Annotated in this window: 23 protein-coding genes; 16 read left to right on the top strand and 7 right to left on the bottom strand. The window is 67.5% G+C overall.

The genetic code is table 11. The annotated features are described in order from the left end of the window. Positions 1-41: 41 nt before the first annotated feature. Positions 42-1,649: a phosphoenolpyruvate carboxykinase gene (locus tag F9288_RS16060; RefSeq protein WP_174837712.1), complete on the top strand. Its 1,608-nt coding sequence runs from the start codon at positions 42-44 to the stop codon at positions 1,647-1,649. A gap of 68 nt (positions 1,650-1,717) precedes the next feature. Beyond that, on the top strand, positions 1,718-2,050 hold the full coding sequence (locus F9288_RS16055; RefSeq protein WP_174837711.1) for a hypothetical protein: 333 nt from the start codon (positions 1,718-1,720) through the stop codon (positions 2,048-2,050). Here F9288_RS16055 and F9288_RS16050 read toward each other — a convergent pair. Next, complete coding sequence (locus F9288_RS16050) at positions 2,012-2,500, bottom strand: NfeD family protein (RefSeq protein ID WP_174837710.1); 489 nt, start codon at positions 2,498-2,500, stop codon at positions 2,012-2,014. The two genes, F9288_RS16055 and F9288_RS16050, sit on opposite strands and share 39 nt — an antisense overlap. Further along, positions 2,497-3,477, bottom strand: coding sequence for an SPFH domain-containing protein (locus F9288_RS16045; RefSeq protein WP_254620911.1), 981 nt, complete (start codon positions 3,475-3,477; stop codon positions 2,497-2,499). Before F9288_RS16045 ends, F9288_RS16050 begins: the two co-directional genes overlap by 4 nt. A 128-nt stretch (positions 3,478-3,605) precedes the next feature. On the opposite strand from F9288_RS16045, the gene guaB reads away from it, so the two are divergent. Genes guaB through F9288_RS16030 form a run of 3 tightly spaced genes read left to right on the top strand, consistent with a single transcriptional unit; the run spans position 3,606 to position 6,776 of the window. After that, positions 3,606-5,063 carry an IMP dehydrogenase gene (gene guaB / locus F9288_RS16040; RefSeq protein WP_174837709.1) on the top strand — a complete coding sequence of 486 codons (1,458 nt, stop codon included), beginning with the start codon at positions 3,606-3,608 and terminating at the stop codon, positions 5,061-5,063. Then, positions 5,060-6,235, top strand: a complete 1,176-nt coding sequence (locus F9288_RS16035; protein ID WP_174837708.1) for an RsmB/NOP family class I SAM-dependent RNA methyltransferase — start codon at positions 5,060-5,062, stop codon at positions 6,233-6,235. The genes guaB and F9288_RS16035 overlap by 4 nt, the downstream gene beginning before the upstream one ends. Positions 6,236-6,269: 34 nt before the next feature. Further along, positions 6,270-6,776, top strand: a complete 507-nt coding sequence (locus tag F9288_RS16030; RefSeq protein WP_174839128.1) for a M48 family metallopeptidase — start codon at positions 6,270-6,272, stop codon at positions 6,774-6,776. A 6-nt stretch (positions 6,777-6,782) separates the two neighbouring features. On the opposite strand, the gene rsmA is transcribed toward F9288_RS16030, so the two are convergent. The 4 genes from rsmA to lptD form a co-directional block, all read right to left on the bottom strand. Further along, positions 6,783-7,604: a 16S rRNA (adenine(1518)-N(6)/adenine(1519)-N(6))-dimethyltransferase RsmA gene (rsmA, locus tag F9288_RS16025; RefSeq protein ID WP_174837707.1), complete on the bottom strand. Its 822-nt coding sequence runs from the start codon at positions 7,602-7,604 to the stop codon at positions 6,783-6,785. Then, positions 7,601-8,596, bottom strand: coding sequence for a 4-hydroxythreonine-4-phosphate dehydrogenase PdxA (gene pdxA / locus F9288_RS16020; protein ID WP_174837706.1), 996 nt, complete (start codon positions 8,594-8,596; stop codon positions 7,601-7,603). The genes rsmA and pdxA overlap by 4 nt, the downstream gene beginning before the upstream one ends. A 10-nt stretch (positions 8,597-8,606) precedes the next feature. Next, positions 8,607-9,971: a peptidylprolyl isomerase gene (locus F9288_RS16015; RefSeq protein ID WP_174837705.1), complete on the bottom strand. Its 1,365-nt coding sequence runs from the start codon at positions 9,969-9,971 to the stop codon at positions 8,607-8,609. 65 nt (positions 9,972-10,036) lie between these two features. Continuing rightward, positions 10,037-12,244, bottom strand: a complete 2,208-nt coding sequence (gene lptD, locus F9288_RS16010) for an LPS-assembly protein LptD (RefSeq protein WP_174839127.1) — start codon at positions 12,242-12,244, stop codon at positions 10,037-10,039. A 189-nt stretch (positions 12,245-12,433) separates the two neighbouring features. Here lptD and F9288_RS16005 point away from each other — a divergent pair, with 189 nt between their 5' ends. The 11 genes from F9288_RS16005 to hflX all read left to right on the top strand — a co-directional run bounded on the left by F9288_RS16005 (position 12,434) and on the right by hflX (position 24,531). Next, positions 12,434-13,906 (top strand): leucyl aminopeptidase, encoded by a 1,473-nt coding sequence (locus tag F9288_RS16005; protein ID WP_174837704.1) that lies wholly within the window; start codon positions 12,434-12,436, stop codon positions 13,904-13,906. Between the two features lie 13 nt (positions 13,907-13,919). Further along, a complete protein-coding gene (locus F9288_RS16000) occupies positions 13,920-14,360 on the top strand; it encodes a DNA polymerase III subunit chi (RefSeq protein ID WP_174837703.1) in 441 nt (146 codons plus the stop codon). 83 nt (positions 14,361-14,443) lie between these two features. Continuing rightward, positions 14,444-14,866 (top strand): nucleoside-diphosphate kinase, encoded by a 423-nt coding sequence (ndk, locus tag F9288_RS15995; protein ID WP_174837702.1) that lies wholly within the window; start codon positions 14,444-14,446, stop codon positions 14,864-14,866. A 1-nt stretch (position 14,867) separates the two neighbouring features. Continuing rightward, the gene (locus F9288_RS15990; protein WP_174837701.1) at positions 14,868-15,386 is read left to right on the top strand and encodes a GNAT family N-acetyltransferase; all 519 of its coding nucleotides are present in this window, start codon (positions 14,868-14,870) and stop codon (positions 15,384-15,386) included. Positions 15,387-15,457: 71 nt separating this feature from the next. After that, positions 15,458-16,456: a tRNA dihydrouridine synthase DusB gene (gene dusB / locus F9288_RS15985; protein ID WP_174837700.1), complete on the top strand. Its 999-nt coding sequence runs from the start codon at positions 15,458-15,460 to the stop codon at positions 16,454-16,456. Next, entirely contained in the window at positions 16,432-17,514 is a 1,083-nt protein-coding gene (locus F9288_RS15980; RefSeq protein WP_174837699.1) for a nitrogen regulation protein NR(II), read from the top strand. Before dusB ends, F9288_RS15980 begins: the two co-directional genes overlap by 25 nt. Beyond that, positions 17,511-18,941: a nitrogen regulation protein NR(I) gene (gene ntrC / locus F9288_RS15975; RefSeq protein ID WP_174837698.1), complete on the top strand. Its 1,431-nt coding sequence runs from the start codon at positions 17,511-17,513 to the stop codon at positions 18,939-18,941. The genes F9288_RS15980 and ntrC overlap by 4 nt, the downstream gene beginning before the upstream one ends. A gap of 62 nt (positions 18,942-19,003) precedes the next feature. After that, the gene (locus F9288_RS15970; protein ID WP_174837697.1) at positions 19,004-21,238 is read left to right on the top strand and encodes an ATP-binding protein; all 2,235 of its coding nucleotides are present in this window, start codon (positions 19,004-19,006) and stop codon (positions 21,236-21,238) included. A gap of 1 nt (position 21,239) precedes the next feature. Further along, complete coding sequence (locus F9288_RS15965; protein ID WP_174837696.1) at positions 21,240-22,610, top strand: sigma-54 dependent transcriptional regulator; 1,371 nt, start codon at positions 21,240-21,242, stop codon at positions 22,608-22,610. 128 nt (positions 22,611-22,738) lie between these two features. Next, entirely contained in the window at positions 22,739-23,239 is a 501-nt protein-coding gene (hfq, locus tag F9288_RS15960; protein ID WP_302675336.1) for an RNA chaperone Hfq, read from the top strand. Next, positions 23,236-24,531: a GTPase HflX gene (gene hflX / locus F9288_RS15955; RefSeq protein WP_174837694.1), complete on the top strand. Its 1,296-nt coding sequence runs from the start codon at positions 23,236-23,238 to the stop codon at positions 24,529-24,531. The genes hfq and hflX overlap by 4 nt, the downstream gene beginning before the upstream one ends. Here hflX and mazG read toward each other — a convergent pair whose 3' ends face one another. Beyond that, a complete protein-coding gene (gene mazG / locus F9288_RS15950; protein ID WP_174837693.1) occupies positions 24,532-25,299 on the bottom strand; it encodes a nucleoside triphosphate pyrophosphohydrolase in 768 nt (255 codons plus the stop codon). It lies immediately after the preceding gene. Position 25,300: the final 1 nt, after the last annotated feature.

Below are 25,300 nucleotides of genomic sequence, written 5' to 3'. Positions count from 1 at the left end.
GCGGGGGGCGCGTGATACTTAGGTTTTTAGGGGAGTTGCTTGTGAGCGATCGTATTCCGGCGGCCGGCCTCGAGGCCCAGGGGATCAGCACCCGCGCGGCGCTGCACTGGAATCTCGGCACGGCCCGCCTCGTCGAAGCGGCGATCCGGCGCGGCGAGGGCGAACTGGCCGCCGAAGGCCCGCTGGTGGTTAAGACCGGCGCGCATACCGGCCGGTCCGCGCAGGACAAGTTCATCGTCAAGGATGCCGAGACCGCCGACACCGTGTGGTGGGGCAAGACCAACAAGGCGATGGAGCCGGCGCATTTCGCCGCGCTCAAGGCGGATTTCCTCGCCGCGCTGGCCGACAAGGACGATCTCTACGTCCAGGACCTCTACGGCGGGTCGCAGCCGTCGCACCGCGTGCGCGTCCGCGTCATCAACGAGCTTGCGTGGCACAACCTGTTTATCCGCACGATGCTGGTGCGCCCCGAGGTGTCGGAGCTGAAGGGCTTCGAGGCCGACTATACGATCATCGACCTGCCGAGCTTCCGCGCCGATCCGGCGCGCCACGGCTGCCGCAGCGAGACGGTGATCGCGGTCAACTTCACCGAGAAGCTGATCCTGATCGGCGGCACGCTCTACGGCGGCGAGATGAAGAAATCGGTGTTCGGACTGCTCAACTATCTGCTGCCGCCGAAGGGCGTGATGCCGATGCACTGCTCCGCCAACATGGGCGCGGATGGCTCGACGGCGGTGTTCTTCGGGCTTTCGGGCACCGGCAAGACCACGCTGTCGGCCGACGCCAGCCGCACGCTGATCGGTGACGACGAGCATGGTTGGTCCGATACCGCCGTGTTCAATTTCGAGGGCGGCTGCTACGCCAAGATGATCCGCCTGTCGCCTGAGGCGGAGCCGGAAATCTATGCCACCACCAAGCGCTTCGGCACGGTGCTCGAGAATGTGGTGATGGACGAGGAGACGCGCACGCTCGACCTCGATGACGCGACCCTCGCCGAGAACAGCCGCGCCGCCTATCCGATCGATTTCATTCCCAATGCCTCGAAAGAGAATATGGGCGGGGTGCCGACCAATATCGTGATGCTGACGGCGGATGCCTATGGCGTGCTGCCGCCGATCGCGAAGATGACGCCGGACCAGGCGATGTATCACTTCCTCTCCGGCTACACCGCGCGCGTCGCCGGCACGGAGATCGGCGTGACCGACCCGGATGCGACCTTCTCCACCTGCTTCGGCGCGCCGTTCATGCCGCGCCACCCCTCGGTTTACGGCAATCTGCTCAAGGAGCGGATCGCCAAGGGCGGGGTGGATTGCTGGCTGGTCAACACCGGCTGGACGGGCGGCAAATACGGCGTCGGCAACCGCATGCCGATCAAGGCGACCCGCGCGCTGCTCAATGCCGCGCTCGACGGTAGCCTGAACGATGCCGAGTTCCGCACCGATCCGAATTTCGGCTTCAAGGTGCCGGTGAGCGTGCCGGGAGTCGATGCGACGATCCTCGATCCGCGCGCGACCTGGGCCAATCCGGCCGAATATGACGCGACCGCCGCGCGGCTCGTCGATCTGTTCAACGAGAATTTCGCGCAATTCGCCGATCATGTCGACGAAGGCGTCCGCCGGTCCGCGCCGAAGGTTTCGCAACCCGCGTGATCGCGCTCGCGCGCCCGGACGACCGCTGCTACAGTGGCTGTCCGGGGGTTGTTTTTGCGAGGTTAACGATGGGACTTATCGACACCATTCTGAGCCAGCTCGGGTCGAACGTGGACGTGGCCAATCTGGCCGCCAAGGTCGGGCTACCGCAGGATCAGGTGGAGCAGGCGATCGCCGCGCTCAGCCATGCCCATACCCAGGACGGCGACACCGTCGACACCGCCGCCGAGACCACCGGCCTGCCGGCCGACACCTTGCAGCAGATTGTCGGCCATATCGGCGGCGAAGGCTCGCTCGGCCAGTTCGCGCAGATGATCGGCGCGGTCGGCGGCGAAGGAGGCGAGGGCGGTGCGGGCGGCCTGCTATCCGGGCTGGCCGGGAAGCTGTTCGGCCGGGGCTGAACCTATCGGTTCCAGGCGGAGCACGCCGTTCTCCACGGCGGCGATCCGCATTCGTGTGCCGGCGGCGGCATCGGGGCCGGTCGCCGGCCATGTGCCGTCGCCCAGCACGGCGCGGCCGGTGCCGTCGACGATCGGCTCCGCCACCACCACCGTCGCGCCGATCACCCGCGCGGCGCGGTCGTTGAGCATCGGGTCGCTCGTTTCCAGCGGATAGTCGCGATACCAGCGGCGGCCGACCGTCACCGATACGATGCTCCAAGCGGCGAAACTGCCGACCTGCGCGATCAGCGGCAGTTCCGGTAGGGCGAGCAGCGCGAGGCCGGTGATCGCGGCGGCGACCGCGAGGAAGATCAGGAAGATGCCCGGTATCAGCAGCTCCGCGATGCCGAGCAGGATCGCGGCGGCGAGCCATGCCGCCGACAGATGCTGGGCGATCTCCTCGAATATCATTGCGGCGTCGACGATCCCTTGACTCGCGGCACGGAGCGTTCCGCCGGCGTCTGGGTCGCGCTCGCGGTCGCGCTGGCGAGCGCATCCTTCGCCAGTTCGCCGATCCCGCCCAGCGTGCCGATGAGTTGGGTCGCCTCGACCGGGAACAGGATCGTCTTGGCATTGGGCGAGGTGGCGAACTTGCCGACCGCGTCGACATATTTCTGTGCGATGAAATAGTTGAGCGACTGGCTGGAGCCGGCTTCGATCGCGTCGGAGACCAGTTGCGTCGCCTTTGCCTCCGCCTCGGCGGCGCGCTCGCGCGCCTCGGCATCGCGGAACGCCGATTCGCGGCGGCCCTCGGCCTCAAGGATGCGCGCCTGCTTCTCACCTTCCGCGCGCAGGATCGCACCGGCACGCGAACCTTCCGCGTCGAGGATGTTGGCGCGCTTCTCGCGCTCCGCCTTCATCTGGCGGGCCATGGCGTTGACGATATCCTGCGGCGGGCGGATGTCCTTGATCTCGACGCGGGTGATCTTGACGCCCCACGGCGTCGTCGCGTGATCGACCACCGAGAGCAGCCGCGCATTGATCTCGTCGCGCTTGGATAGCGTCTCGTCGAGGTCCATCGCGCCCATCACGGTGCGCAGGTTGGTGGTGACGAGATTGAGCAGCGCGACATAGAGGTCGCTCACTTCATAGGCGGCCTTGGCGGCGTCGAGGACCTGGAAGAACACGACCCCGTCGGTCGAGATCATCGCATTGTCCTTGGTGATGATCTCCTGTCCGGGGATGTCGATCACCTGCTCCATCATGTTCACGCGCCGCCCGACGCGATAGAAGAAAGCGGGATAGAAATTGAATCCCGGCGCGGCCGTGGTCGTGTAGCGGCCGAAATGTTCGATCGTATATTGATAGCCTTGCCGGACGATCTTGATACTCGTCATGAGGTAAAAAAGCACCAGCGCCAGCAGCAGGATCACCACGATCGTCGCCATATTCCTCCATCCCTCTCCGGTCGGTAGAGCGTATCATAGCCTTGCGGCAGGCAGGGGCCTAGCGAAACCGCGCCGGTGCGGTTACATGGCCCGCCACTCCTCCACCCCCAGCAGGATTCGGCACGCTTATGGACATTCGACTCGGTCTCACCTTTGACGATGTCCTTCTGGTTCCGGGCGAATCGGGCGTGCTGCCGAGCGCGGCGGACACGCGGACGCAGGTGACGCGCGGCATCGCGCTCAACATCCCGATCCTCTCCAGCGCGATGGATACCGTGACCGAGGCGGACATGGCGATCGTCATGGCGCAGCTCGGCGGGCTGGGGGTGCTCCACCGCAACCTGACGGTGGAGGAGCAGGTCGCGGCGGTGCGGCAGGTGAAGCGGTTCGAGAGCGGCATGGTGGTCAACCCGATCACCATCGCCCCCGACGCGACTTTGGCCGAGGCGCAGGCGCTGATGGCGCAGCATCGCATCAGCGGCATTCCGGTGGTGGAGAATAGCGGCAAGCTGGTCGGCATCCTTACCAACCGCGACGTGCGCTTCGCCGAGAATCCGCGCCAGCCGGTCAGCGAGTTGATGACGCGCGACAATCTCGCCACGGTGAGGAGCGGCGTCGGGCAGGAGGAGGCGCAGCGCCTGCTCCACCAGCGCCGGATCGAGAAGCTGCTGGTGGTGGACGAGGATTATCGCTGCGTCGGCCTCATCACCGTCAAGGACATCGAGAAGGCGGTCACCTATCCCGACGCGACCAAGGATGCCGCCGGCCGCCTGCGCGTCGCGGCGGCGACGACGGTGGGCGACAAGGGCTTCGCGCGCACCGAGGCGCTGGTCGATGCCGAGTGCGACCTGATCGTGATCGACACCGCCCACGGCCATAACCGCGATGTCGCGGCGGCGGTCGAGCGGGCGAAGAAGCTCTCCAATTCGGTGCAGATCGTCGCGGGCAACGTCGCCACGGCGGAGGCGACCCGCGCGCTGATCGACGCGGGCGCGGATGGGATCAAGGTCGGCATCGGCCCCGGCTCGATCTGCACCACACGGATCGTCGCCGGCGTCGGCGTGCCGCAGCTCACCGCCGTGATGGATTGCGCGGAGGCCGGGGCGAAGGCCGACGTGCCGGTGATCGCGGACGGCGGCCTGCGCACCTCGGGCGATCTCGCCAAGGCGCTGGCGGCGGGGGCATCGACCTGCATGGTCGGCTCGCTGCTTGCCGGGACGGAGGAAGCGCCGGGAGAAACCTTCCTTTATCAAGGTCGTGCGTATAAATCCTATCGCGGTATGGGGAGCGTCGGCGCAATGGGGCGCGGCTCGGCGGATCGCTATTTCCAGGGCGATATCAAGGATCAGCTCAAGCTGGTGCCGGAGGGGATCGAGGGGCAGGTCGCCTATAAGGGGCCGGCGCGCGAGGTGATCCACCAGCTCGTCGGCGGGATCAAGGCGGCAATGGGCTATACCGGCTCGGCCACCATTCCCGATCTCCAGCGCGGCGCGCAATTCGTCCGCATCACCGGCGCGGGGCTGAAGGAAAGCCACGTCCATGACGTGACGATCACGCGCGAGGCGCCGAACTACCCCACACGATGACCCCTGCCGCGCGCATCCAGGCGGCGATCGAGGTGCTCGATCTCGTCCTCGTCGCCGCGCGCGAGAGCGGGGCGGCGGCCGATACGGTCGTCCAACGCTATTTCTCGACGCGGCGCTATGCCGGATCGAAGGATCGACGGGCGGTGAGGGACCTGGTGTTCGCCGCGATCCGCGCCTGCGGTGAAGCGCCGCCATCGGGCCGCGCGGCGCTGCTGCTGCTCGCGCGGGGCGACGCGGCACTCGCCGCCGGTTTCGACGGCTCGCCGCATGGGCCTGCGCCGATCGTGGAGGGAGAGCCGGTCGCCGTTGCGGGCACCGCCCCCGCGTGGCTGGTCGAGCGGATGCGAGAGGCGGAGCTTTCCGATACGGAAATCGCCGCACTGGTGACGCGTGCGCCGCTCGATGTGCGCGTCAATACGCTCGTGACCACGCCGGAGAAAATTGCGGCCGAGATCGCGGACGCCGCGCCGATTCCCGGTGTGCCCGACGCGCTTCGCTTGCTCGCCGGAACCAACGTCGAGCCTTTCGCCGGCCGGGTCGAGGTGCAGGACGCCGGAAGCCAGATCGTCGCGGGGGCAGCGCGCGTCGAGCCGGGGATGACTATCGTCGACCTGTGCGCCGGGGCCGGCGGCAAGACGCTCGCGCTGGCGGCGGCGATGCGCAACGCAGGGCGGGTCGTGGCTGCCGACACCGATCGCGCGCGCCTCGCCCGACTCGCGCCGCGTGCTACGCGCGCCGGCGTGACGATCGCCGAGACGGTGCTGCTCGATCCCGGCCGCGAGCTCGTCGCGCTGGAAGAGTTGCGCGGCGCGGCCGATGTGGTGCTGATCGACGCGCCCTGTTCCGGCACCGGCACATGGCGGCGCAATCCGGAGGCGCGCTGGCGGCTCAGCCCGGCGCGGCTTGCGCGGCTGGTCGAGACGCAGCGCCGCTTGCTCGATATCGGCGCGGACCTGACCCGGCCGGGCGGCGCGTTGGTGCATATCGTCTGCTCGCTGCTGGACGAGGAGGGCGTGCGGCAGATCGAGGACTTCCTCGCGCGGCATCCGGGGTGGAAGGCGGAAACGCCAGCGCTGCCGCTCGGCCGCATGCATGGCGCCGGTTTCCGTCTTACCCCGGCGCATGACGGAACCGACGGCTTTTTTGTCGCACGCCTCATCGCCCCATGCTAACCCGATGGACATCGTGCCGAAGCCGGAGCTGATCATGCGTTTCTCGTCCGTCGCCATCGCCGCTTCGCTGGCGCTGGTCTCGATCTCGACCTCGCTCTACGGCCAGCGCCCCGACGACCAGATCGACGCGCGTTCGATGGCGCTGCTGGCGCAAGGGCGCGCGGCCAAGGCTGCCGGCAATCTCGACGGCGCAAGCGATGCGCTGGAGACCGCGGTGGCGGTCGATCCGCGCAACCGCCAGGCGTTCATCGTGCTGGCCGAAGTGGCCGAGGCGCGCGGGCTTTCGGGCAAGTCGATCCGCTTCTATCGCGAGGCGCTGACGCTGGAGCCGAACGATCCCGTCGCGCTCAAGGGGCAGGGCGAAGCTTTGGTCGCCAAGGGCGCGATGGCGCGGGCGAAGGAGAATCTCGCGAAGCTGCGCACCGTCTGCAAGGGCGAATGCCCGCAGGCGAACGAGCTGGCGGCGGTGATCGCCAAGGGGCCGCCGCCGGTGGCGACCGCGCAGGTCGTGCCGCCAAAGCCCGCGACGGTGAAGGATTAACCGGCTTCAACTCGCGCTTAATCGCCGGGCGACCGCCACGAACTCCGCGACGCTGACCGTTTCCGCGCGTCGCGTCGCGTCGATGCCTTCAACCTCCAGCGCCTCCAGCGCGCCGGGAACGCCGCGCAGGCTTTGACGCAGCATCTTGCGGCGCTGGCCGAACGCCGCCGCCGTCAGCCGTTCGAGCATCGTAAGCGCCACGCCAGCGGGCGCTTCCGTCGGCACGACATGGACGACCGCCGACATCACCTTGGGCGGTGGGGTGAAAGCCGAGCGGTGCACCGGCATCGCGATCCGCGCCGACGAACGCCATTGCGCGAGGACGGCAAGTCGCCCGTAGGCGTCGCTGCCCGGCGCCGCGACGATGCGATCGGCCACCTCGCGCTGGAACATCAGCGTCAGCGATTTCCACCACGGCAGCCACGCAGCGGAAAGCCAGCCGACGAATAGCGCGGTGCCGACATTATAGGGCAGGTTCGAGACGATATGCGGCGCACCTTCAAATAAGGCGCGCGCATCGATCTCCAGCGCGTCGCCCTCGATCACCCTGAGCCGGCCGGGGTAGGCGTCACCCAGTTCGGCGAGCGCGGGCAGGCAGCGGCGGTCGCGCTCGATCGCGATGACACGCGCGCCAGCCGCGAGCAAGGCACGGGTCAGGCCGCCGGGGCCAGGGCCGACCTCCAGCACCTCCGCATCGGCGAGATTGCCGGGAATCGCGGCGATGCGCGCGAGAAGCTGCGCGTCGAACAGGAAATTCTGCCCCAGCGCCTTCGATGCCGACAGGCCGTGCCGCGCGATCACCTCGCGCAGCGGCGGAAGCACGGTCACGCCGCCGGGCAAGCCGCGCGGAGCGCCGCCGCCTCTCCCGCCATCGCGATCGCTGCGATCATCGCGCCCGGCTCGGCCTGGTTCTTGCCGGCGAGCGCGAAAGCGGTGCCGTGATCGGGTGAGGTGCGGACGATCGGCAACCCCAGCGTGATGTTGACGCCCTCGTCGAAATACAGAGTCTTCAGCGGGATCAGCGCCTGATCGTGATAGCAGCAGAGCGCCGCGTCATATTGCGCGCGGGCGCGGGGATGGAACAGCGTGTCCGCCGCGAACGGGCCGCGGGCATCGATGCCTTCGCCGCGCAGGATGGCGATGGCCGGCTCGATCAGGTCGATCTCCTGCCGCCCGATCGCGCCGCCTTCGCCCGCGTGGGGATTGAAGCCGGCGAAGACGAGCCGGGCATTGTCGATCCCGAAGTTGCGTTGCAGGCCCCGCGCGGTCGCGCGCGCCTTGGCGACGATCAGGTCGACCGTCAGCCGCGACGCCACCTCATCGAGCGGTACATGGGTCGTGATCGGCACGACGCGCAGCCCTGGCCCCGCGAGCATCATCACCGCGTTGGCGCCAGCGATGCCGCAGCGCTCCGCGACGAACTCGGTCTGCCCCGGATGGGTGAAGCCGACGCCGTAGAGCTGCGCCTTGGAAACCGGCCCGGTGACGAGCGCGCCCGCCGCGCCCGAGCGCGTCAGCCCGACCGCCAGTTCCAGCGAATAGAGAGCGCAGCGGGCGCCATCGGCATCGGGCGCGCCCGGCTCGATCTCGCCGGCATCCTGCACCGTCAGCACCGGCAGCGCCTCCGCGAAGGCGGCGGCGACCTGCCGGAGATCGCCGAGCCGCGCGATCGGTCCCTGCCATACGCGCTCGATCGCGCGCGCGTCGCCCACCGCGACGAACGGCGGCAGGGCGTGCGCGTCGCGTGCGCTCCATGCCTTGGCGATGATCTCCGGGCCAATCCCCGCCGGGTCGCCCATCGAGATCGCTAGCGGCGGCATCGTTTTTCCCTCAGCGATATTCCACCACCGCGTCGCGCCTCAGGTCGCGCAGCGCCTGCTGCGCGCGCAGGTTCACGCGCTGTTGCTCAAGCTGGCTCTGGATCTGATCCGCGCCGGGCAGCTTCCCGCTCGATGCCTCGTCGCGACCGCACAACACCAGTGTGCGCACGCCCTCCGAGGGCGAACCGAATGGCGGGCTGGCCTGGCCGACCTGGAGCTGGAGCATGATCTCCTGCAACGGCGCGGGCAGATCGCGGATGCGGATCGTGTCGTTGTCGACCACTTCCGCCCCGATCTGCGCCGCCACCTTCTCGACCGAGCCGCAGCCTTGCAGCGAATGGGTGACGTTGGCGAATTCCGCCGTGCGCGCGCTGGCCTGCGCCTGCGTCGTGCCGGGCGGGAACTTGATCGTCATCTGCTTCAGGCTGAGCCGCGCGTCACGCGGATCGGCGGTGAGCACCTGACGCTTGTCGACCAGGAACAGGATCGAGAAGCCGCCGGGCACGGCGATCGGGCCGGCGACCTGCCCGACTTTCATCTGGGCCGCTGCCTCCGCCAGCACGTCGGGAAGCTGCGAGCCGCGCACCCAGCCGAGATCGCCGTTGACGCCGCGCGTCGAGGCTTCGGAGAAATTATGCGCGAAATAGCCGAACGGCGCCTGCCCCTTGTGGATCTCGTCGATGAGTTGGCGGGCCTGGGCATAGACCTGCTCGGTGCGATCGGGCGTGGCGGAGAGGTAGATTTCGTTGAGGTGGAATTCCTCGGTGCCCTTCGCGGCCTCCAGCCGGGCGAGGATCGCCTTCACCTCCTCGTCGCCGACATTGACGAACGGCTCCACGCGGCGGCGGAGATAGCGGCTCCAGGCCATTTCCGCCTCGATCTGGCGGCGGATCGAGCGGTCTGACGAGCCGTGCTCGCGCAGGAAGGCGGAGAATTCCTTCGGCGTCTTGCCGAAATTCTTCGCGACATTGGCGTAATTCTGGTCGATTTCCTCCGGCGTGACCTTCACGTCGGCGGTCTTGGCCTGCTGGATCTCCAGCACTTCGTCGATCAACTGGCGCAGCACCTGAAGGCGCAGGCGATCATATTCCTCGCCCTTCAGGTTGATGTTATTCGCCGACATGATGAGCGCGGTGCGCTGGTCGACGTCGGTGCCGGTGATGACGGTGTCGTTGACGATCGCGGTGGCCTTGCGGATGTTCGGATCGAGCTTGCCGAAAATCTGCAGGTTGGCCGGAATGTCCAGCCCGGTATTGTCGGGCACCGACTGATCCTGCACCGTCTGCTGCTGGCCCACCGCAGCGGTCGCCGCCGCCACCGCCAGCATCGCCCCGATCAGGCGGCCATATCGCACCGCTCCGTTCCGTCGCATCATCACTCTGATAGGATTCCTATTTTCCGCAGCGTCGCGGGTCTGCTCCAGGCTTGCTGAACTTGGGCTTAGCGCCCGAGGTTCTTGAACGCCAGCGTCAAGAGAAAGCTGTTGCCCGCGCGCGCGTCGCCGGTCGATTGATAGTCGCGCCGCCACGTCGCGCCGAGCGTCAGGCAATCGTCCTCATAGGTGATGCCTAGCCGGTGGCGGACGGGATTGAAGCCATCGCTGTTCGTGGTGGTCGGCAGGACGGTGCTGTTGGCCGCGCTGTTGGTGAGGTCGATCACCGTGGAGCCATAGGCCGACCAGAAGCGCGAGAACTTCACCCGGCCGCCGACGCGCAACTCCTCCTGGTCCTGCAGATCCTCGATCGAGGTGATGTTGCGATTGAGCCGTAGATAGCCGAGCATGATGTAGTTCGAGCGCGAGCCGATCGTCGCGTCCAGCTCGTTGCGGCGCACCGCGAAATCGTCCTTGTCGACGCGATAGCGGTGGATGATCGACACGAAATCGCGGAAGCGAAGCTCGGTGCGGCCGACGATGTCGGAGAAACGGTCGCTCAGCCCCGTGCCCGGCGGCAGGATCGAGGGCCGGTCGGTCAGGCGGTAGCTCTGGCCGATCACGGTGGAGAGCGTGAAGCCCGGCAGCGTCAGCGCCCATTCCGCGCCATAGGTCGCGCGGCTCGAATCCTCCCAGCGGTCGTAGCCCGAGAAGCGGTTGAGCGCGAAGAGGTTGGAATCCTCGAGGTCCACCGCGCGCGCGTCCTCATTGGGCACGTCAAGATTGTCGATCTTCGGCGAGGCGACGATCTGGAAGCGCGGCGTGAAGCGCTGCGTGCCACCGAACAGCGAGCCGACGAAGGGCCAGCGCACGTCGATTGCCAGCGCGGCGATGCCCCGCGCGCGGAAACCGTCCAGCCCGCGATAGCTCGCAACCGTCGTCGCGGCGATGTCGCTGGTGTTGTATGCATCCAGCCGGCCATAGGCGGTGAAGGTCACTTCCTGCCCCAGCGTGGTGATGCGGCGCAGGTCCCAGCGCAGCTCGGTGAAGGCGCGCTGCGTGTCCTGCCCGGCGGACCGCGCGATCGCCAGCGTGTTGAGATGGACCTGCACGACGCCGCCAAGCAGCCCTTCGGTGAAGCGGCGGCGGTAATCGATCTCGGGCAGCGCGACTGGCTGCAGCCCCTGCACGTCGCCGACGCGCATCGTCTGCACCGCCCAGCCGGCGAGCGAGAAATAGCTGTCTCGGTCCACCCGCTCCAGCGACAGCGTGGTGCGCAGCCGGTCGTCGTTCGAAATGTCGTAGCGGCGGAGGAAGGTGCGGTCGGTGACAAGCCGCAGCGAGCCGGAAAGGCTCCAGTTCTGGTCGAACTGGAATTTGCCCGCGCCGTCGAGATAGCCGCGCAGCGCCATCGTGGTCGGCGCATCCGGGCCGGCGGAGATGTCGTCGCTACGCCGGCTGGCGGTGATATAGCCGGTCACGCTGAACGCCCCGTTGCTTTCCAGCGCCTGATAATTGGCCTGCAGCATCGGCAGCACGGCGCTGAACACATGCGGCGTGATCGTGACGGATCGGTTGCGGGCCAGGTCGAAATAATAGGGCGTCACCAGTTCCAGCCCGTTCACCCCGTTCAGACGGAAGGACGGGCTGAGCAGGCCGCTGGTGTTCGCATCGCCGACCGGATGCGAGAAGCGCGGCAGCGGCACGCTGGCGATGCCGAAGACATGGATTTGCGCGCCGGTGTAATAGACGCGCTCGCGATCGGGGCGGTAAAGCACCTTGATCGCGGTGATCTTCCAGCTCGGCTCCTTCGGGCAGCCATCCGAATCCGTCACCGGGCAGGCGGTATAGGCGGCGTGCTTGAGTGAGATCGAGCCGTCGTCATGCCGCGTGCCTTCCGTCGCAGCGAGGCGGCCGCCCTGATCCAGCACGACCAGCATGTTGTGCACCACGCCGTCGCGCAGCGAATCGGTCAGGTCGATCGAATCGCCGTAGGCGACGTCGCCCTCCGGGTTGGTGATCGCGACATTGCCGTTCGCCATGACCTGCCCGGTCTTGCGGTTCCACACCACGCGCTCGGCGCGCAGCCGCTGCCCCTGGCGGAACATGCGCACGTCGCCGGTGGCGGTGACGATATCGGCATTGTAATCATATTCGAGCGCATTGGCGCTGAACTGCACCTGGTCGTCGGCGCCGGGCGGGGTGGCTTGCGAGGACGGCGGGGGCGGCCCGACCGCCCGGTCCTGCAAGTCCTGCGCATCGGCGACGCCGGCCATCAGGGCGACAGGTAGAGCGCAACAGGCCAGAAGGTCGAAACGCAACGCGCGCAATTCCCGCAACTTTCGTCCGCTGGCCGGGATGGCGGCGGACTTGCGCCCTATCGCATCGCAGCGCGCGGGCTGCAACGCCTTGCCAGCCGGAGCGGGAAAGCCCAGGGATCGGACGCAGGTATAGAGGAACATGCAATGAAGATCGTTTTCGCCCAGTCGCGCCCCGCCGATGCCGATGTCGTCGCCTATGCGGTGAAGAAGGACGATCTGCCTGCGCTCGCGCTGCCGGGCGTAGACGCGGCTGGCCGCGCGGTACTGGCCGCCGCCGCCACCGGGCAGCGTTTCGAGGGCGAGCCGGGGAGCGTCGCGGAGGCCTTCGTGGGCGAAGGGCAGGGAGTGACGCGCGTGCTGCTGCTAGGCGTGGGCGGAGGGGACGACGCCTCTTATGAGCGAGCGGGCGGGGCGCTGACGGCGAAGCTCATCACCTCGGGCGCGACGGGCGTGACTGTCGACCTTTCCGGCACCGGCGCGAATGCGGTGAGCGCGGCGCGACTGGCGGCCGGCGCGGCGCAGCGCGGCTGGCGCTTCGACGAATATCGCACCCGCCTGCCCGAAAAGTCGAAGGCGACGCTTGCGACGGTGACGATCGCCGGCGCGCCCGCCGGAAGCGAGGAGGCGTGGCGCGAACGCGACGCTGTGACGCAGGGGCTGGCGCTGACCCGCACCCTCGTCACGCTGCCGGCCAACATCCTCTATCCCGAGAGCTTTGTCGAGCGCGTGATCGCGGATACCGACGGCCTCGGGCTGGAGATCGAAGTGCTCGACGAGCCGGCGATGAGCAGGCTCGGCATGGGCGCCTTGCTTGGCGTGGCGCAAGGCTCGCGCCGCGCGCCGCGGCTGCTCGCGATCCGCTGGAACGGCGCCGGCGCGGGTGACCCGGCGGTGGCGCTGGTCGGCAAGGGCGTGACCTTCGACACCGGCGGTATCTCGATCAAGCCCGCCGCCGGGATGGAGGACATGAAGTGGGACATGGGCGGCGCGGGCGCGGTTGCCGGCGCGATGAAGACGCTGGCGCTGCGCAAGGCGAAGGCGAACGTCATCGGCATCTGCGGCCTCGTGGAGAATATGCCCGACGGCAATGCCCAGCGGCCGGGTGATGTGGTCACCTCCATGTCCGGCCAGACGATCGAGGTCATCAACACCGACGCCGAAGGGCGGCTGGTGCTGTGCGACTGCATCACCTGGGCGCAGAAGACGCACAACGTGAAGACGATCGTCGATCTCGCGACGCTGACCGGCGCGATGATCATCAGCCTCGGCGCCGAATATGGCGGCCTGTTCTCGAATGATGACGGCCTTGCCGACAAATTGCTCGCGGCGGGCAAGGCGAGCGGCGACCAGTTGTGGCGCTTCCCGCTCGGCGACGCCTACAATAAGCTGATCGACAGCCAGATCGCCGACATGAAGAATGTCGGCCCGCGCGGCGGCGGCTCGATCACCGCCGCGCAATTCCTCCAGCGTTTCGTGGAGGATGGCGTGAAATGGGCGCACCTCGACATTGCCGGGATGGTCTGGGCCGACAAGGACGGTGCGACCTGGGCGAAGGGCGCGACCGGCTATGGCGTGCGGCTGCTCGATCGTTTCATCGCGGATAATTTCGAGGGCTGATGTCGGGAAAGCCATGCAGGTCGATTTCTATCACCTGACCATCACACCGCTCGACCGGGCGCTGCCGCAGATCGCCGAGAAGGTGGTGGCGTCCGGCAATCGGCTGCTGATCGTCGCGGATGGCGAGGCGCAGCGCGCCGCGCTCGACCGGCTGCTGTGGGGCTATTCCCCCGACAGCTTCTTGCCCCACGCGCAGGCCGGGGCGGGCGACGATGCGGTGCAGCCGGTGCTGATCGCAGGCGAGATAGCGGCGGCGAATGGCGCGCGGCACGTTGCGCTGGTCGATGGCATATGGCGTGACGCGGCGCTGGATTTCGAGCGCGCCTTCCACTTCTTCGACGAGGATTCGATCGAGGCGGCGCGCGCGGCGTGGCGCGGGTTGCAGGCGCGCGAGGGCGTCGAGCGGCGCTACTGGAAGCAGAATGATGCTGGCCGCTGGGAGCAGGTCGCTTAGCCCCGTTGCGCTTTGGCCGTACCCGCACTAGAGCGCCGCGCAGCTTTTCCACCCATAACATGCCCAAGGAGCCCGTGACCGTCATGGCCGCGAACCGTACCTTTTCGATCATCAAGCCCGACGCCACCCGCCGCAACCTGACCGGCGCCGTCACCAAGATGCTGGAGGAAGCCGGCCTGCGGGTCGTCGCCTCCAAGCGCATCCGGATGACCAGGGAGCAGGCCGAGGGCTTCTACGCTGTTCATAAGGAACGCCCGTTTTTCAACGACCTCGTCTCCTTCATGATATCCGGCCCGGTGGTGGTGCAGGTGCTGGAGGGCGACAATGCCGTCCAGCGCAACCGCGACATCATGGGCGCGACCAACCCGGAGAATGCCGCGCCCGGCACGATCCGCAAGGAACTGGCCGAGTCGATCGAGGCCAATTCGGTCCACGGCTCGGACAGCGACGAAAATGCAGCGATCGAGATCGCCTATTTCTTCCGCCCCGAAGAAATCGTCGGCTGACATGGAATGGCGGCTGCGTCGTGCCGAACCGGCTGACGCGGCCGCCTGCGCCCTCGTCGCGGGGGCGACTTTCCTCGAGGCGTTCGCCGGCATCCTCGATGGTCCCGATATCGTCGCCCATGTCGGATCGAAATCCGATGCGGCGAGCTTCGCCACGCTGATCGCCGACCCGAACAGTGTCGTAACCCTGGCCGAAGCAAACGTCGGTGCCGCGCCGCTCGGTTATACCGTGCTCACCACGCCCGATCTTCCCGTGCCCGTGGAGGAGGGGGACATCGAGTTGAAGCGCATCTACGCGCTGTTCCCCAGTCATGGCACCGGACTCGGCCCCGCGCTGATGGAGCGCGCCTTCAGCGATGCCCGAGCGCTCGGGCGCAAGCGCATCCTGCTCGGCGTCTATGGCGGCAACCGTCGTGCGCAACGCTTCTATCGCAAGCAGGGCTTCACCGTGGCCGGCGAGCGACGCTTCCTGGTCGGTGCGACCTGGCACGACGACCTGATCTTCGCCCGCGCGCTATAACTGGGATACCGCAGCGCAGCATCTTGCCAGAGGTGCCGGTTTCGCTTAATTGCCTATTTTTCAGGCAGCCTATGCGAACCCTCGCCCCCATCCAGATCGGCCCGGTGCGGATCGACAGCCCCGTGGTGCTCGCGCCGATGACCGGCGTGACGGACCAGCCGTTCCGCACGCTTGTGCGCCGCTACGGCTCGGGCCTCAACGTCACCGAGATGATCGCCAGTCAGGCGGCGCTGCGCGAGACGCGGCAGTCGCTTCAGAAGGCGGCGTGGCACCTCTCTGAGGAGCCGGTGTCGATGCAGCTTGTCGGCTGCACCCCCTATGAGATGGGGGAGGCGGCGAAGCTGGCGGAGGACAAGGGCGCCGCGATCATCGACATCAACATGGGCTGTCCGGTCCGCAAGGTGACGAACGGCGATGCCGGTTCGGCGCTGATGCGCGACCTGAAGCTGGCCGGCGGGATCGTCGAGGCGGTGGTCAAGGCAGTGAAGGCGCCCGTCACGCTCAAGATGCGGATGGGCTGGTGCCACGACAGCCTCAACGCGCCGGAACTGGCGCGGATCGCGGAGGATCTCGGCTGCCGGATGATCACCGTCCACGGCCGTACCCGCAATCAGATGTACAAAGGCTCGGCGGATTGGGGTTTCGTGCGCCGCGTGAAGAATGCCGTGACCGTGCCGGTGATCGTCAACGGGGACATCTGCGGCATCGAGGATGCCGAGCGGGCGCTGGAGCTGTCCGGCGCGGACGGCGTGATGATCGGGCGCGGCGCTTATGGCCGGCCATGGTTGCTCGCCCAGGTGATGGAATGGTTCGCCACCGGCCGCCGCGTGCCCGATCCGTCGATCGAGGAACAATATCTAGCGATCACTGAGCATTATGATGCGATGCTCGCACATTACGGCACGATGACCGGCGTCAACATGGCGCGCAAGCATATCGGCTGGTACACCAAGGGCCTGCCCGGCTCGGCGGAATTCCGTAACAAGGTGAACCAGGAACCGGATGCGAAGCGCGTGCAGGCGATGCTCGCGGAATTCTACGCGCCGTGGCGGAGCCGCGCGGCCGCGTGACGATCGCCGCCGCGCCCGAGCCGGCCGAGGTGTTGGCGGCGCTTCCGGTCGCGGTGCTGCTGATCGATCCCGACGAGCGTATCGTCCGCGCCAATGCGGAATGCGAGTTGCTGCTCAACCGCTCGGAACGCTCGATGATCGGGCGGCCGCTGCGCGCGGTGCTGGCGTTGCCGGAGGAAGTGGACGGGCAGCATGGAAGGGGCTTCGCCGCCTTCGATACCGAGATCGAGACGCGCGCCAACGGGCGCATCCGCGTCGATCTCGCACGGGTTGAGCTGGCGGACCACCCTGGATGGCGCGCGATCACGCTGCACAATGCCGCGACCACGCGCCGGCTGGGCCATTCGGCGGACCGCGCGGCGGCGGCGCGCTCGGCGGTCGGCGCGGCGGCGATGCTGGCGCATGAGATCAAGAACCCGCTGTCCAGCATCCGCGGCGCGGCGCAACTCATCGCGGACGGCGCGCCCGCCGAGGAGCTTACCCGGCTGGTGATCGATGAGGTGGACCGCATCGCCGCGCTGATCGACCGGATGGAGGATTTCACCGACACCCGGCCGCTCGCGGTGGAGCCGCTCAACATTTATCCCCTGCTCGCCCATGCGCGCGGCGTCGCGCTCACCGGCTTCGCGCGCGGCATGACGATCGAGGAGCGGTTCGATCCCTCGCTTCCCCCGGCGCTGGCGAACCGCGACGCCTTGCTCCAGGTGTTGCTCAATCTGCTCAAGAACGCGGCCGAGATATTGGGGCCGCGCGGCGAGCGGCGCATCGTCCTCGCCACCGCCTATCGACACGGCATGGCCGTCAGCCCCGCGCCGGGACGGCCGCGCCTGCCGCTGCCGATCGAGATCTGCGTGATGGATTCCGGTCCCGGCGCGCCGGAGGACATAGCCGAGCATCTGTTCGACCCGTTCGTTTCCAGTCGGCCAGAGGGGAAGGGGCTGGGCCTCGCGCTGGTCGACAAGCTGGTCCGCGACATGGGCGGGATCATCCAATATTCGCGCGAGGGCACGCCGCATATGACCGTATTCCGTATCCTGCTGCCGAGAGCGACGGCGTGACGCCGGGCGAGGTGCTGCTGGTCGATGACGACAATGCGGTGCGCACCGTGGTGGCGCAGGCGTTGCGCCGCGCGGGGCACCGCGTCCGCACCGCCGCCAACCTCGCGGAGCTTGACCGCGAGTTGAGGCTCGGTACGCCGGACCTGCTCATCACCGATGTCGTGCTGCCCGACGGCGACGGGATCGAGCGGGCGATGCGGCTGGTCGCGGAGCGGCCGGACATGCCGGTGATCGTGCTGTCCGCGCGCAACACGCTCGCCACTGCCGTCCGCGCCAACGAGGCCGGCGCCTATGACTATCTCCCCAAGCCGTTCGACCTCGACACGCTGGGGCGCACCGTCGCCCGCGCGCTCGCCCGGCGCGGGCCGGTGGAACCGCGCCCGGATGTGGACGACGATCACGCGCTGCCGCTGATCGGCCGCTCGCCCGCGATGCAGGAAGTCTATCGCGTGATCGCCCGGCTGGTGTCGAACGGCCTGACCGTGCTCGTCTCCGGCGAATCGGGCACCGGCAAGGAGCTGGTGGCGCGCGCGATCCATGATCTCGGGCCGCGCCGCCATGGGCCGTTCGTCGCTATCAACATGGCCGCGATCCCGCGCGAGCTGATCGAGGCGGAGCTGTTCGGGCACGAGCGCGGCGCGTTCACCGGTGCGGCGCAGCGCAACGCCGGCCGCTTCGAGCAGGCGGCGGGCGGCACCCTGTTCCTCGACGAGATCGGGGACATGCCGATCGAGGCGCAGACGCGGTTGCTGCGCGTCTTGCAGCAGGGCGAGTTCACCACGGTCGGCGGCTCGCGCACGATCCGCGCCGACGTCCGCATCGTCGCCGCGACCAACCGCGACCTCAGGCAGGCGGTCGCGCGCGGCGCGTTTCGGGAGGACCTTTATTATCGGCTCAATGTCGTGCCGGTGGTGCTGCCGGCGTTGCGCGAGCGGCGGCAGGACGTGGGCGCGCTCGCCCGGCATTTCCTTGATCGCGCGGCCGAATCCGGGCTGCCGCGCAAGATGCTCGACGACGATGCGGTCGACGTGCTGGAGGCGCACGACTGGCCCGGCAACGTCCGTGAGCTGGAGAATCTCATGCGCCGGCTGGCGGCGCTGTCTCGCGACGACCAGATAAGCGCGGGCGAAATCCGCGAGATGCTGGGCGAGCCGGCTGCCACGCCGGCTCAGGTCGTGGCGATCGACGATGCGGTGCGCGCCTATATCGACCGGCTGGCCCGCACCGAGCCGAAAGTGCTGGAGGACGGGACGCTCTACGACCGGCTGATCGCCGAGGTGGAGCGGCCGCTGATCGAGGCGATGTTGGCGCGGTTCGGCGGCAACCAGCTTCGCGCGGCGCGGGCGATGGGGCTGAACCGCAACACCTTGCGCAAGCGGCTCGACATGCTGGGCATTGATCCCGCGCCACGCTCGCCTGATCTTTGATGTAGCCTCAGCGATCGTTTTATGTGTTCTCGCTGCAACACCTTTGTTGTAGCAGGGTGACGATGACTGCCGGCCTGGCACCTGTTGGAAGCGAATCCGCGCCGAAAAGGCGCTTCGCCGTCACGCCCCTGCTCGAATTTGCCGTGCTTGGGCTGTCGATCGCGATGGGCGTCGCGAGCTATTTCGTCATCGAGCATGCCGGAAAGCCACAGGGGCTGATCGCGCCGCCGCTGGTCGCGCTGCTGCTGATCGCCAATCTCGTGCCTGGAATCGCGCTGCTGATGCTGCTCGGCCGGCGTATCGCCAACCGTCGCGCGCGGCGATCGCCGATCGGCGGGGAGGGGCGGTTGCACGTCCGGCTGGTGGCGATCTTCTCGATCGTCGCGGCGGTGCCGATGCTGCTCGTCACGATCGCGGCGTCGCTATTGTTCCAATATGGCGTGCAATTCTGGTATTCGGATCGCGCGCGCGGCGTGTTCGAGAATGCGACCACGCTGACCCGCGCCTCGTACAACCAGTTCCTCCAGCGTTGGGAGGAAGCCACAGTGACGATGGCGCAGGACATTTCCGACGAGCTTCGCCAGCGCCCGCTCGACGATCCCCGCTTCCGCCCCTTCCTGTTCCAGCAGACCTATTATCGCAGCCTTTCGGAAGCCCTGCTGTTCGCCGTCGCCCCCAATGGCGAGTTGCAGACGCTGGCGTTCGTTAACCCCTATGACCTCAATCTCGCGCGACAGGTGTCGGCGGATGCGGTGAAGGAGCTTCGGCGCGGGCAGCGCAGCGTCGTAACCGTGACTGGCGACCGCATCCAGACGGTCACCCGCGTTCCCGGCTCCGACATGTTCCTCTATGCCGCGCGCGTCACCGACCCCAAGCAGATGACGACGCAGACCAAGCGCGCGGAGGCGGCGCTGGCCAACTATCACGCTTTGCTGGCCAAGGCGCGGACGTTGCAGATCCGCTTCAACGTCGCGCTGCTGGTGCTGTCGCTGCTGATCGTGGGGGTCGCGGTGTGGATCGCGCTGGCGGTGGCGGACCGGCTGGTGCGACCGGTGGGGCAACTTGTCGATGCGGCGCGGCGCGTGGAAGGCGGCGATCTTTCGGCGCGCGTGCCCGACACCACCGCGCGCGATGAGGTCGGCACGCTCGCCACCGCCTTCAACCGCATGACCGAGCGGCTGGAGGCACAGAACAAAGCGCTCGTCACCGCCAACGCCCAGCTCGACAGCCGCCGCGCGCTGATCGAGGCGGTGATGTCCGGCGTGTCGGCGGGCGTGATCTCGATCGCCGGCGACCGCACCGTGCGGTTGATGAACAGCTCGGCGCAGACCTTGCTCGGAACTTCCGAGGCGCCCGCCGGGAAGCCGCTGGCGACGATCGCGCCGGAGCTGAACGCGCTGCTTGACGGCAATGCGCGCGAGGCGATCGTGCAGGTCGCGGTCAATGGCGAACCGCGCACGCTCGCGGTGCGCATCGCGCGCGACGGGACCGGCCCGATCCTCACTTTCGACGACATCACCCAGCAATTGCTCGACCAGCGCCGTGCCGCCTGGGCGGATGTCGCGCGGCGCATCGCGCATGAGATCAAGAACCCGCTTACCCCGATCCAGCTCGCGGCGGAACGGCTCCAGCGCCGCTACGGCGGCAAGGTGGAGGAAGGGGACACTACATTCGCCCGGCTGACGGACACGATCGTCCGGCAGGTGGGGGATCTCCGGCGGATGGTCGATGAGTTCTCCTCCTTCGCGCGCATGCCCAAGCCGGTGTTCCGCGCGGAATCGCTGGTCGATATCGCGCGACAGACGATGTTCCTCCACGAAGTCGCGCACAGCGGCGTGCGGTTCGAGCTGGTGCATGACGAGCCTGGCCCGATGCTGGTCTGCGACCGGCGGCAGATCGGGCAGGCGCTCACCAATATCGTCAAGAACGCGGTGGAAGCGATCGAGGCCAAGGGCACGGAGGGCGGTGAGGTCTGCATGACGCTTTCCGAGGCGCCGGGACGGGTGACGATCACAATGGCGGACAGCGGCGTCGGCCTGCCCGTGGAGCGTGACCGCATCGTCGAGCCATATATGACCACGCGCGCGCGGGGCACTGGACTCGGCCTCGCGATCGTCAAGAAGATTGTCGAGGAACATTTTGGAACGATTACGTTTTCCGACCATCAGGGCGGGGGCGCCGTGGTGACCATGACATTCGATACCACCATGCTCTCCGGCGTCGATGCCGGGGAAGATCTTGTCACTGACGGCGATGTGGGGGGCATCGCCGCGCTTACCCCTAACCGGACAATCTGACATGGCCCTCGATATCCTCGTCGTCGATGACGAACTCGACATCCGCGAACTGGTCGCCGGCGTGCTGGAGGACGAGGGCTATGAAACCCGCGTCGCCGCCGACAGCGACGCCGCCTTGGAGGCGATCGCCACACGCCGCCCGAGCCTCGTGCTGCTCGACGTATGGCTGCAAGGGTCGCGGCTGGATGGGCTGCAATTGCTCGACGAGATAAAGCGCCGTGATGCCTCGATCCCGGTGCTGATGATTTCCGGCCACGGCAATCTCGATACAGCGGTGGCGGCGATCAGGGCGGGCGCGGTGGATTTCATCGAAAAGCCGTTCCAGGCCGAACGCCTGCTGCTGATGGTCGAGCGCGCGACCGAGACGGAGCGACTGCGTCGCGAGGTGGCGTCGCTGCGCGCCTCGGCCGGGCATGACACCGATCTCACCGGCAATTCGAGCGCGATCAACGCGGTGCGCGCGACGCTCAAGCGGGTTGCCGGCACCGGCAGCCGCATCCTGATCACCGGTCCGGCGGGCGTTGGCAAGGAGATCGCCGCGCGCCTGCTTCACGGCTGGAGTCCGCGTGCCGGCTCGCCATTCGTGATCGTCAGCGCGGCGCGCATGACACCCGAACGCGTCGAGGAGGAATTGTTCGGCGTGGAGGAGGGGGGCGATCTCGTCCGCACCGGTCTGCTCGAGCAGGCGCATGGTGGCACCCTGTTCCTCGACGAGATCGCGGACATGCCGATCGCGACGCAGGCGCGCATCCTACGCGTGCTTACCGACCAGAGCTTCACGCGGGTGGGGGGCACGCGGCAGGTTAAGGTCGATGTCCGCGTCGTATCCGCCACCGCGCGCGACCTAACGGCCGAAATCGCCGAGGGCAGGTTCCGCGAGGATCTCTACTATCGGCTCAACGTCGTGCCGGTGACGCTGCCCCCACTGGCTGAGCGGCGCGAGGATATCCCCGTGTTGATCGAGCATTTCGTCGCCCATTACGCCGCTGAGCGTCGTGTGCCGACGCCCGAGGTCGCAGTCGATGCGATGGTCGCATTGCAAAGCTACGACTGGCCCGGCAACGTCCGCCAACTGCGCAACGTGGTCGAGCGCACCATCATCCTCGCGCCGGGCGACCGGATCGGACGGATCGACCTCGATCTTCTGCCCGCCGAGGTGCTGGGCGAGAATGAGGGCGCGGCGAGCACTGCCGCGATCATGGGCGCGCCGCTGCGCGAGGCGCGCGAGACGTTCGAGCGCGAATATCTGCGCGTCCAAATTCGGCGCTTTTCGGGCAATATCTCCCGCACCGCGACCTTCATCGGAATGGAGCGATCCGCGCTGCACCGAAAGTTGAAGCTGCTCGGCATCACCGAAACGCGCGAAGAATAAGCGAGGGCATGTCGATCTCCGTTGCCGCCGCTCGCGTGCGCCCCTAGATTAGCGCCGCCGCCGGGCCGGCGGCAACCCGACGCCGGGCACCGGCGCATCGCGGGGCAAACCCCGCCAAGAATCGAAGGATCGAGCCAATGGCCGAAAAGCAAACCTCTCTTCAGGATCTCTTCCTCAACGCGCTTCGCCGTTCAAAGACTCCTGTCACGATGTTCCTCGTCAAGGGTGTGAAGCTCCAGGGCATCGTCACCTGGTTTGACAATTTCTCGGTGTTGCTGCGCCGCGACGGACAATCCCAACTGATCTACAAGCACGCCATTTCCACCATCATGCCGGGCGGTCACCTCGACGTCGAGACGATCGTCGAGCAGATGGGCGAGAACGGGAAGAAGCAGCCGCTGTTGCAGGAAGTGTTCCTCAACGCGGTGCGCAAGACGCACGATCCGGTCACCATGTTCCTGGTCAACGGCGTGATGCTTCAGGGCAATATCGCCGCGTTCGACCTGTTCTGCATGCTGTTGCAGCGCGATGGTGCGTCGCAGCTCGTTTACAAACATGCCGTTTCGACGATCCAGCCGTCGCGCGCGCTCAATCTGGCCGAAGAAGCGGCGGGTTCGGACGAGGATTGAGCACCGGTTTCGAACGCGATCGCGATGAGTTCGCGCGTGGCGCGCGGGCGATCGTCGTCTATCCCGATCTCGGCGGTTCCTCCCGCGACGCCGACGCACGGCTCGCGGAAACCGCCGGGCTGGCCGAGGCGATCGGCATCGAAGTCGTCGGCCGCGAGGCGGTGCGCGTCCGCGCGCCGCGCGCCGCGACGCTGATCGGCGCGGGGCAGGTAGAGGCGATTGCCACGCTGGCGCGGATGGAAGATGCCGGGCTGGTGGTATTCGACGCCAGCCTCACGCCGATCCAGCAGCGTAACCTCGAAACCCGGCTCGAAGCCAAGGTGATCGATCGCACCGGCCTGATCCTGGAGATTTTTGGCGAACGCGCGGCGACCGCCGAAGGCCGGCTGCAGGTGGAACTGGCCCATCTCGACTATCAGGCTGGGCGGCTGGTGCGGAGTTGGACCCATCTCGAGCGCCAGCGCGGCGGCTTCGGCTTCCTCGGCGGGCCGGGCGAAACGCAGATTGAGGCCGACCGCCGCCTGATCCGCGACCGGATGGCGCGGCTGAGGCGCGAGCTGGAGCAGGTGACGCGCACGCGCGGCCTGCATCGCGGCCGCCGGCAGCGCGCGCCGTGGCCGGTGATTGCGCTGGTCGGTTATACCAATGCCGGTAAGTCGACGCTTTTCAATCGCCTGACGGGAAGTGACGTCATGGCGAAGGACTTGCTGTTCGCGACGCTCGATCCGACGTTGCGACAGATATCGCTGCCGGGGATCGACAAGGCGATCCTGTCCGACACGGTGGGATTCGTCTCCGAACTGCCGACCCAGCTCGTCGCCGCGTTCAAGGCCACGCTGGAGGAAGTGGTTTCAGCCGACCTCCTCATCCATGTCCGCGACGTGGCGCATCCTGACAGCGAGGCGCAGCGCGCCGACGTCGAGGCGGTACTTGCCGAGATCGGCGTTGCCGAGACGACGCCGCGCATCGAGGCATGGAACAAGCTCGATCTGCTGGAGCCGGATGCGCGCGCGGAGGTGCTGGCTGAAGCCGCTCGGCGCGACGACGTGGTGGCGATTTCGGCGCTGACCGGGGAAGGGGTGGCGACGCTGCTTTCCACCGTTGCCGATCTTCTTACCGCCGGCCACCAACGCTACACGATCACGCTCGACGCGGCCGACGGTGCGGGGGCGGCGTGGCTCCACCAGCATGGCGAGGTACTGGACCAGGAGGTCGAAGGCGATCGCGCTGCTTATGAGGTGCGGATGGCACCGCGCGATTACGAAAGGTTCATGACGCGGCGCGGCGTGTGATCAGCGTTCGGCTGCCTTGGCGCGCTGCCAGAGTTGCTCCTTTTCATCGAGCGTCAGTCCGGGAAACGCCGCACCGGCACTATCCTCCATCGCGCGGAAACGACGCTCGAACTTGGCGTTGGCGGCTCGCAGCGCCGCTTCCGGGTCGACTCCACGATGGCGCGCCCAATTGACGGCAGCGAACAAAAGGTCTCCGATTTCCTCCGCAACCTTTTGTTCAGGCGCGTTTTCTATTTCTTCAAGCTCCTCGTCGATCTTGGCGCGAGGACCGCTCTCGTCGGGCCAGTCGAAGCCGACACGAGCGGCGCGCTTCTGCAACTTTTCCGCGCGCAGCAACGCCGGCAAGCCGAGTGCGACACCCGACAGCGCGCTACGATCCGTGTCGTCCTTGCCGGCGCGCTCCTCGGCCTTGATCTGCTCCCAAAGATGATGACCGCCTTCAACGCGGTCGCCGAAGATATGGGGGTGGCGCCGCTCCATCTTGTCGGAGATCGCCGTGGCAACCGCATCGAAATCGAACTGGCCGGCTTCCTCGGCCATCCGGGCGTGGAAGATCACCTGGAACAGCAGGTCGCCAAGCTCGTCTTTCAGATCAGCCATGTCGCCGCGCGCGATTGCGTCGGCGACTTCGTGCGCTTCCTCGATCGTGTAAGGCGCGATCGTCGCGAAGGTTTGCGCGGTATCCCATTCGCAACCAACGACAGGATCGCGCAAGCGAACCATGATCGCTCGCAACCGCTCGATAGGGGGCTTGCTCAGACTATTCATA

Origin of the sequence: Sphingomonas sp. CL5.1, assembly GCF_013344685.1 — a bacterium.
GTDB lineage: Bacteria > Pseudomonadota > Alphaproteobacteria > Sphingomonadales > Sphingomonadaceae > Sphingomonas.
Note: the sequence above shows the minus strand (reverse complement) of the source record. Positions and strands in the feature narration are given on the sequence as shown.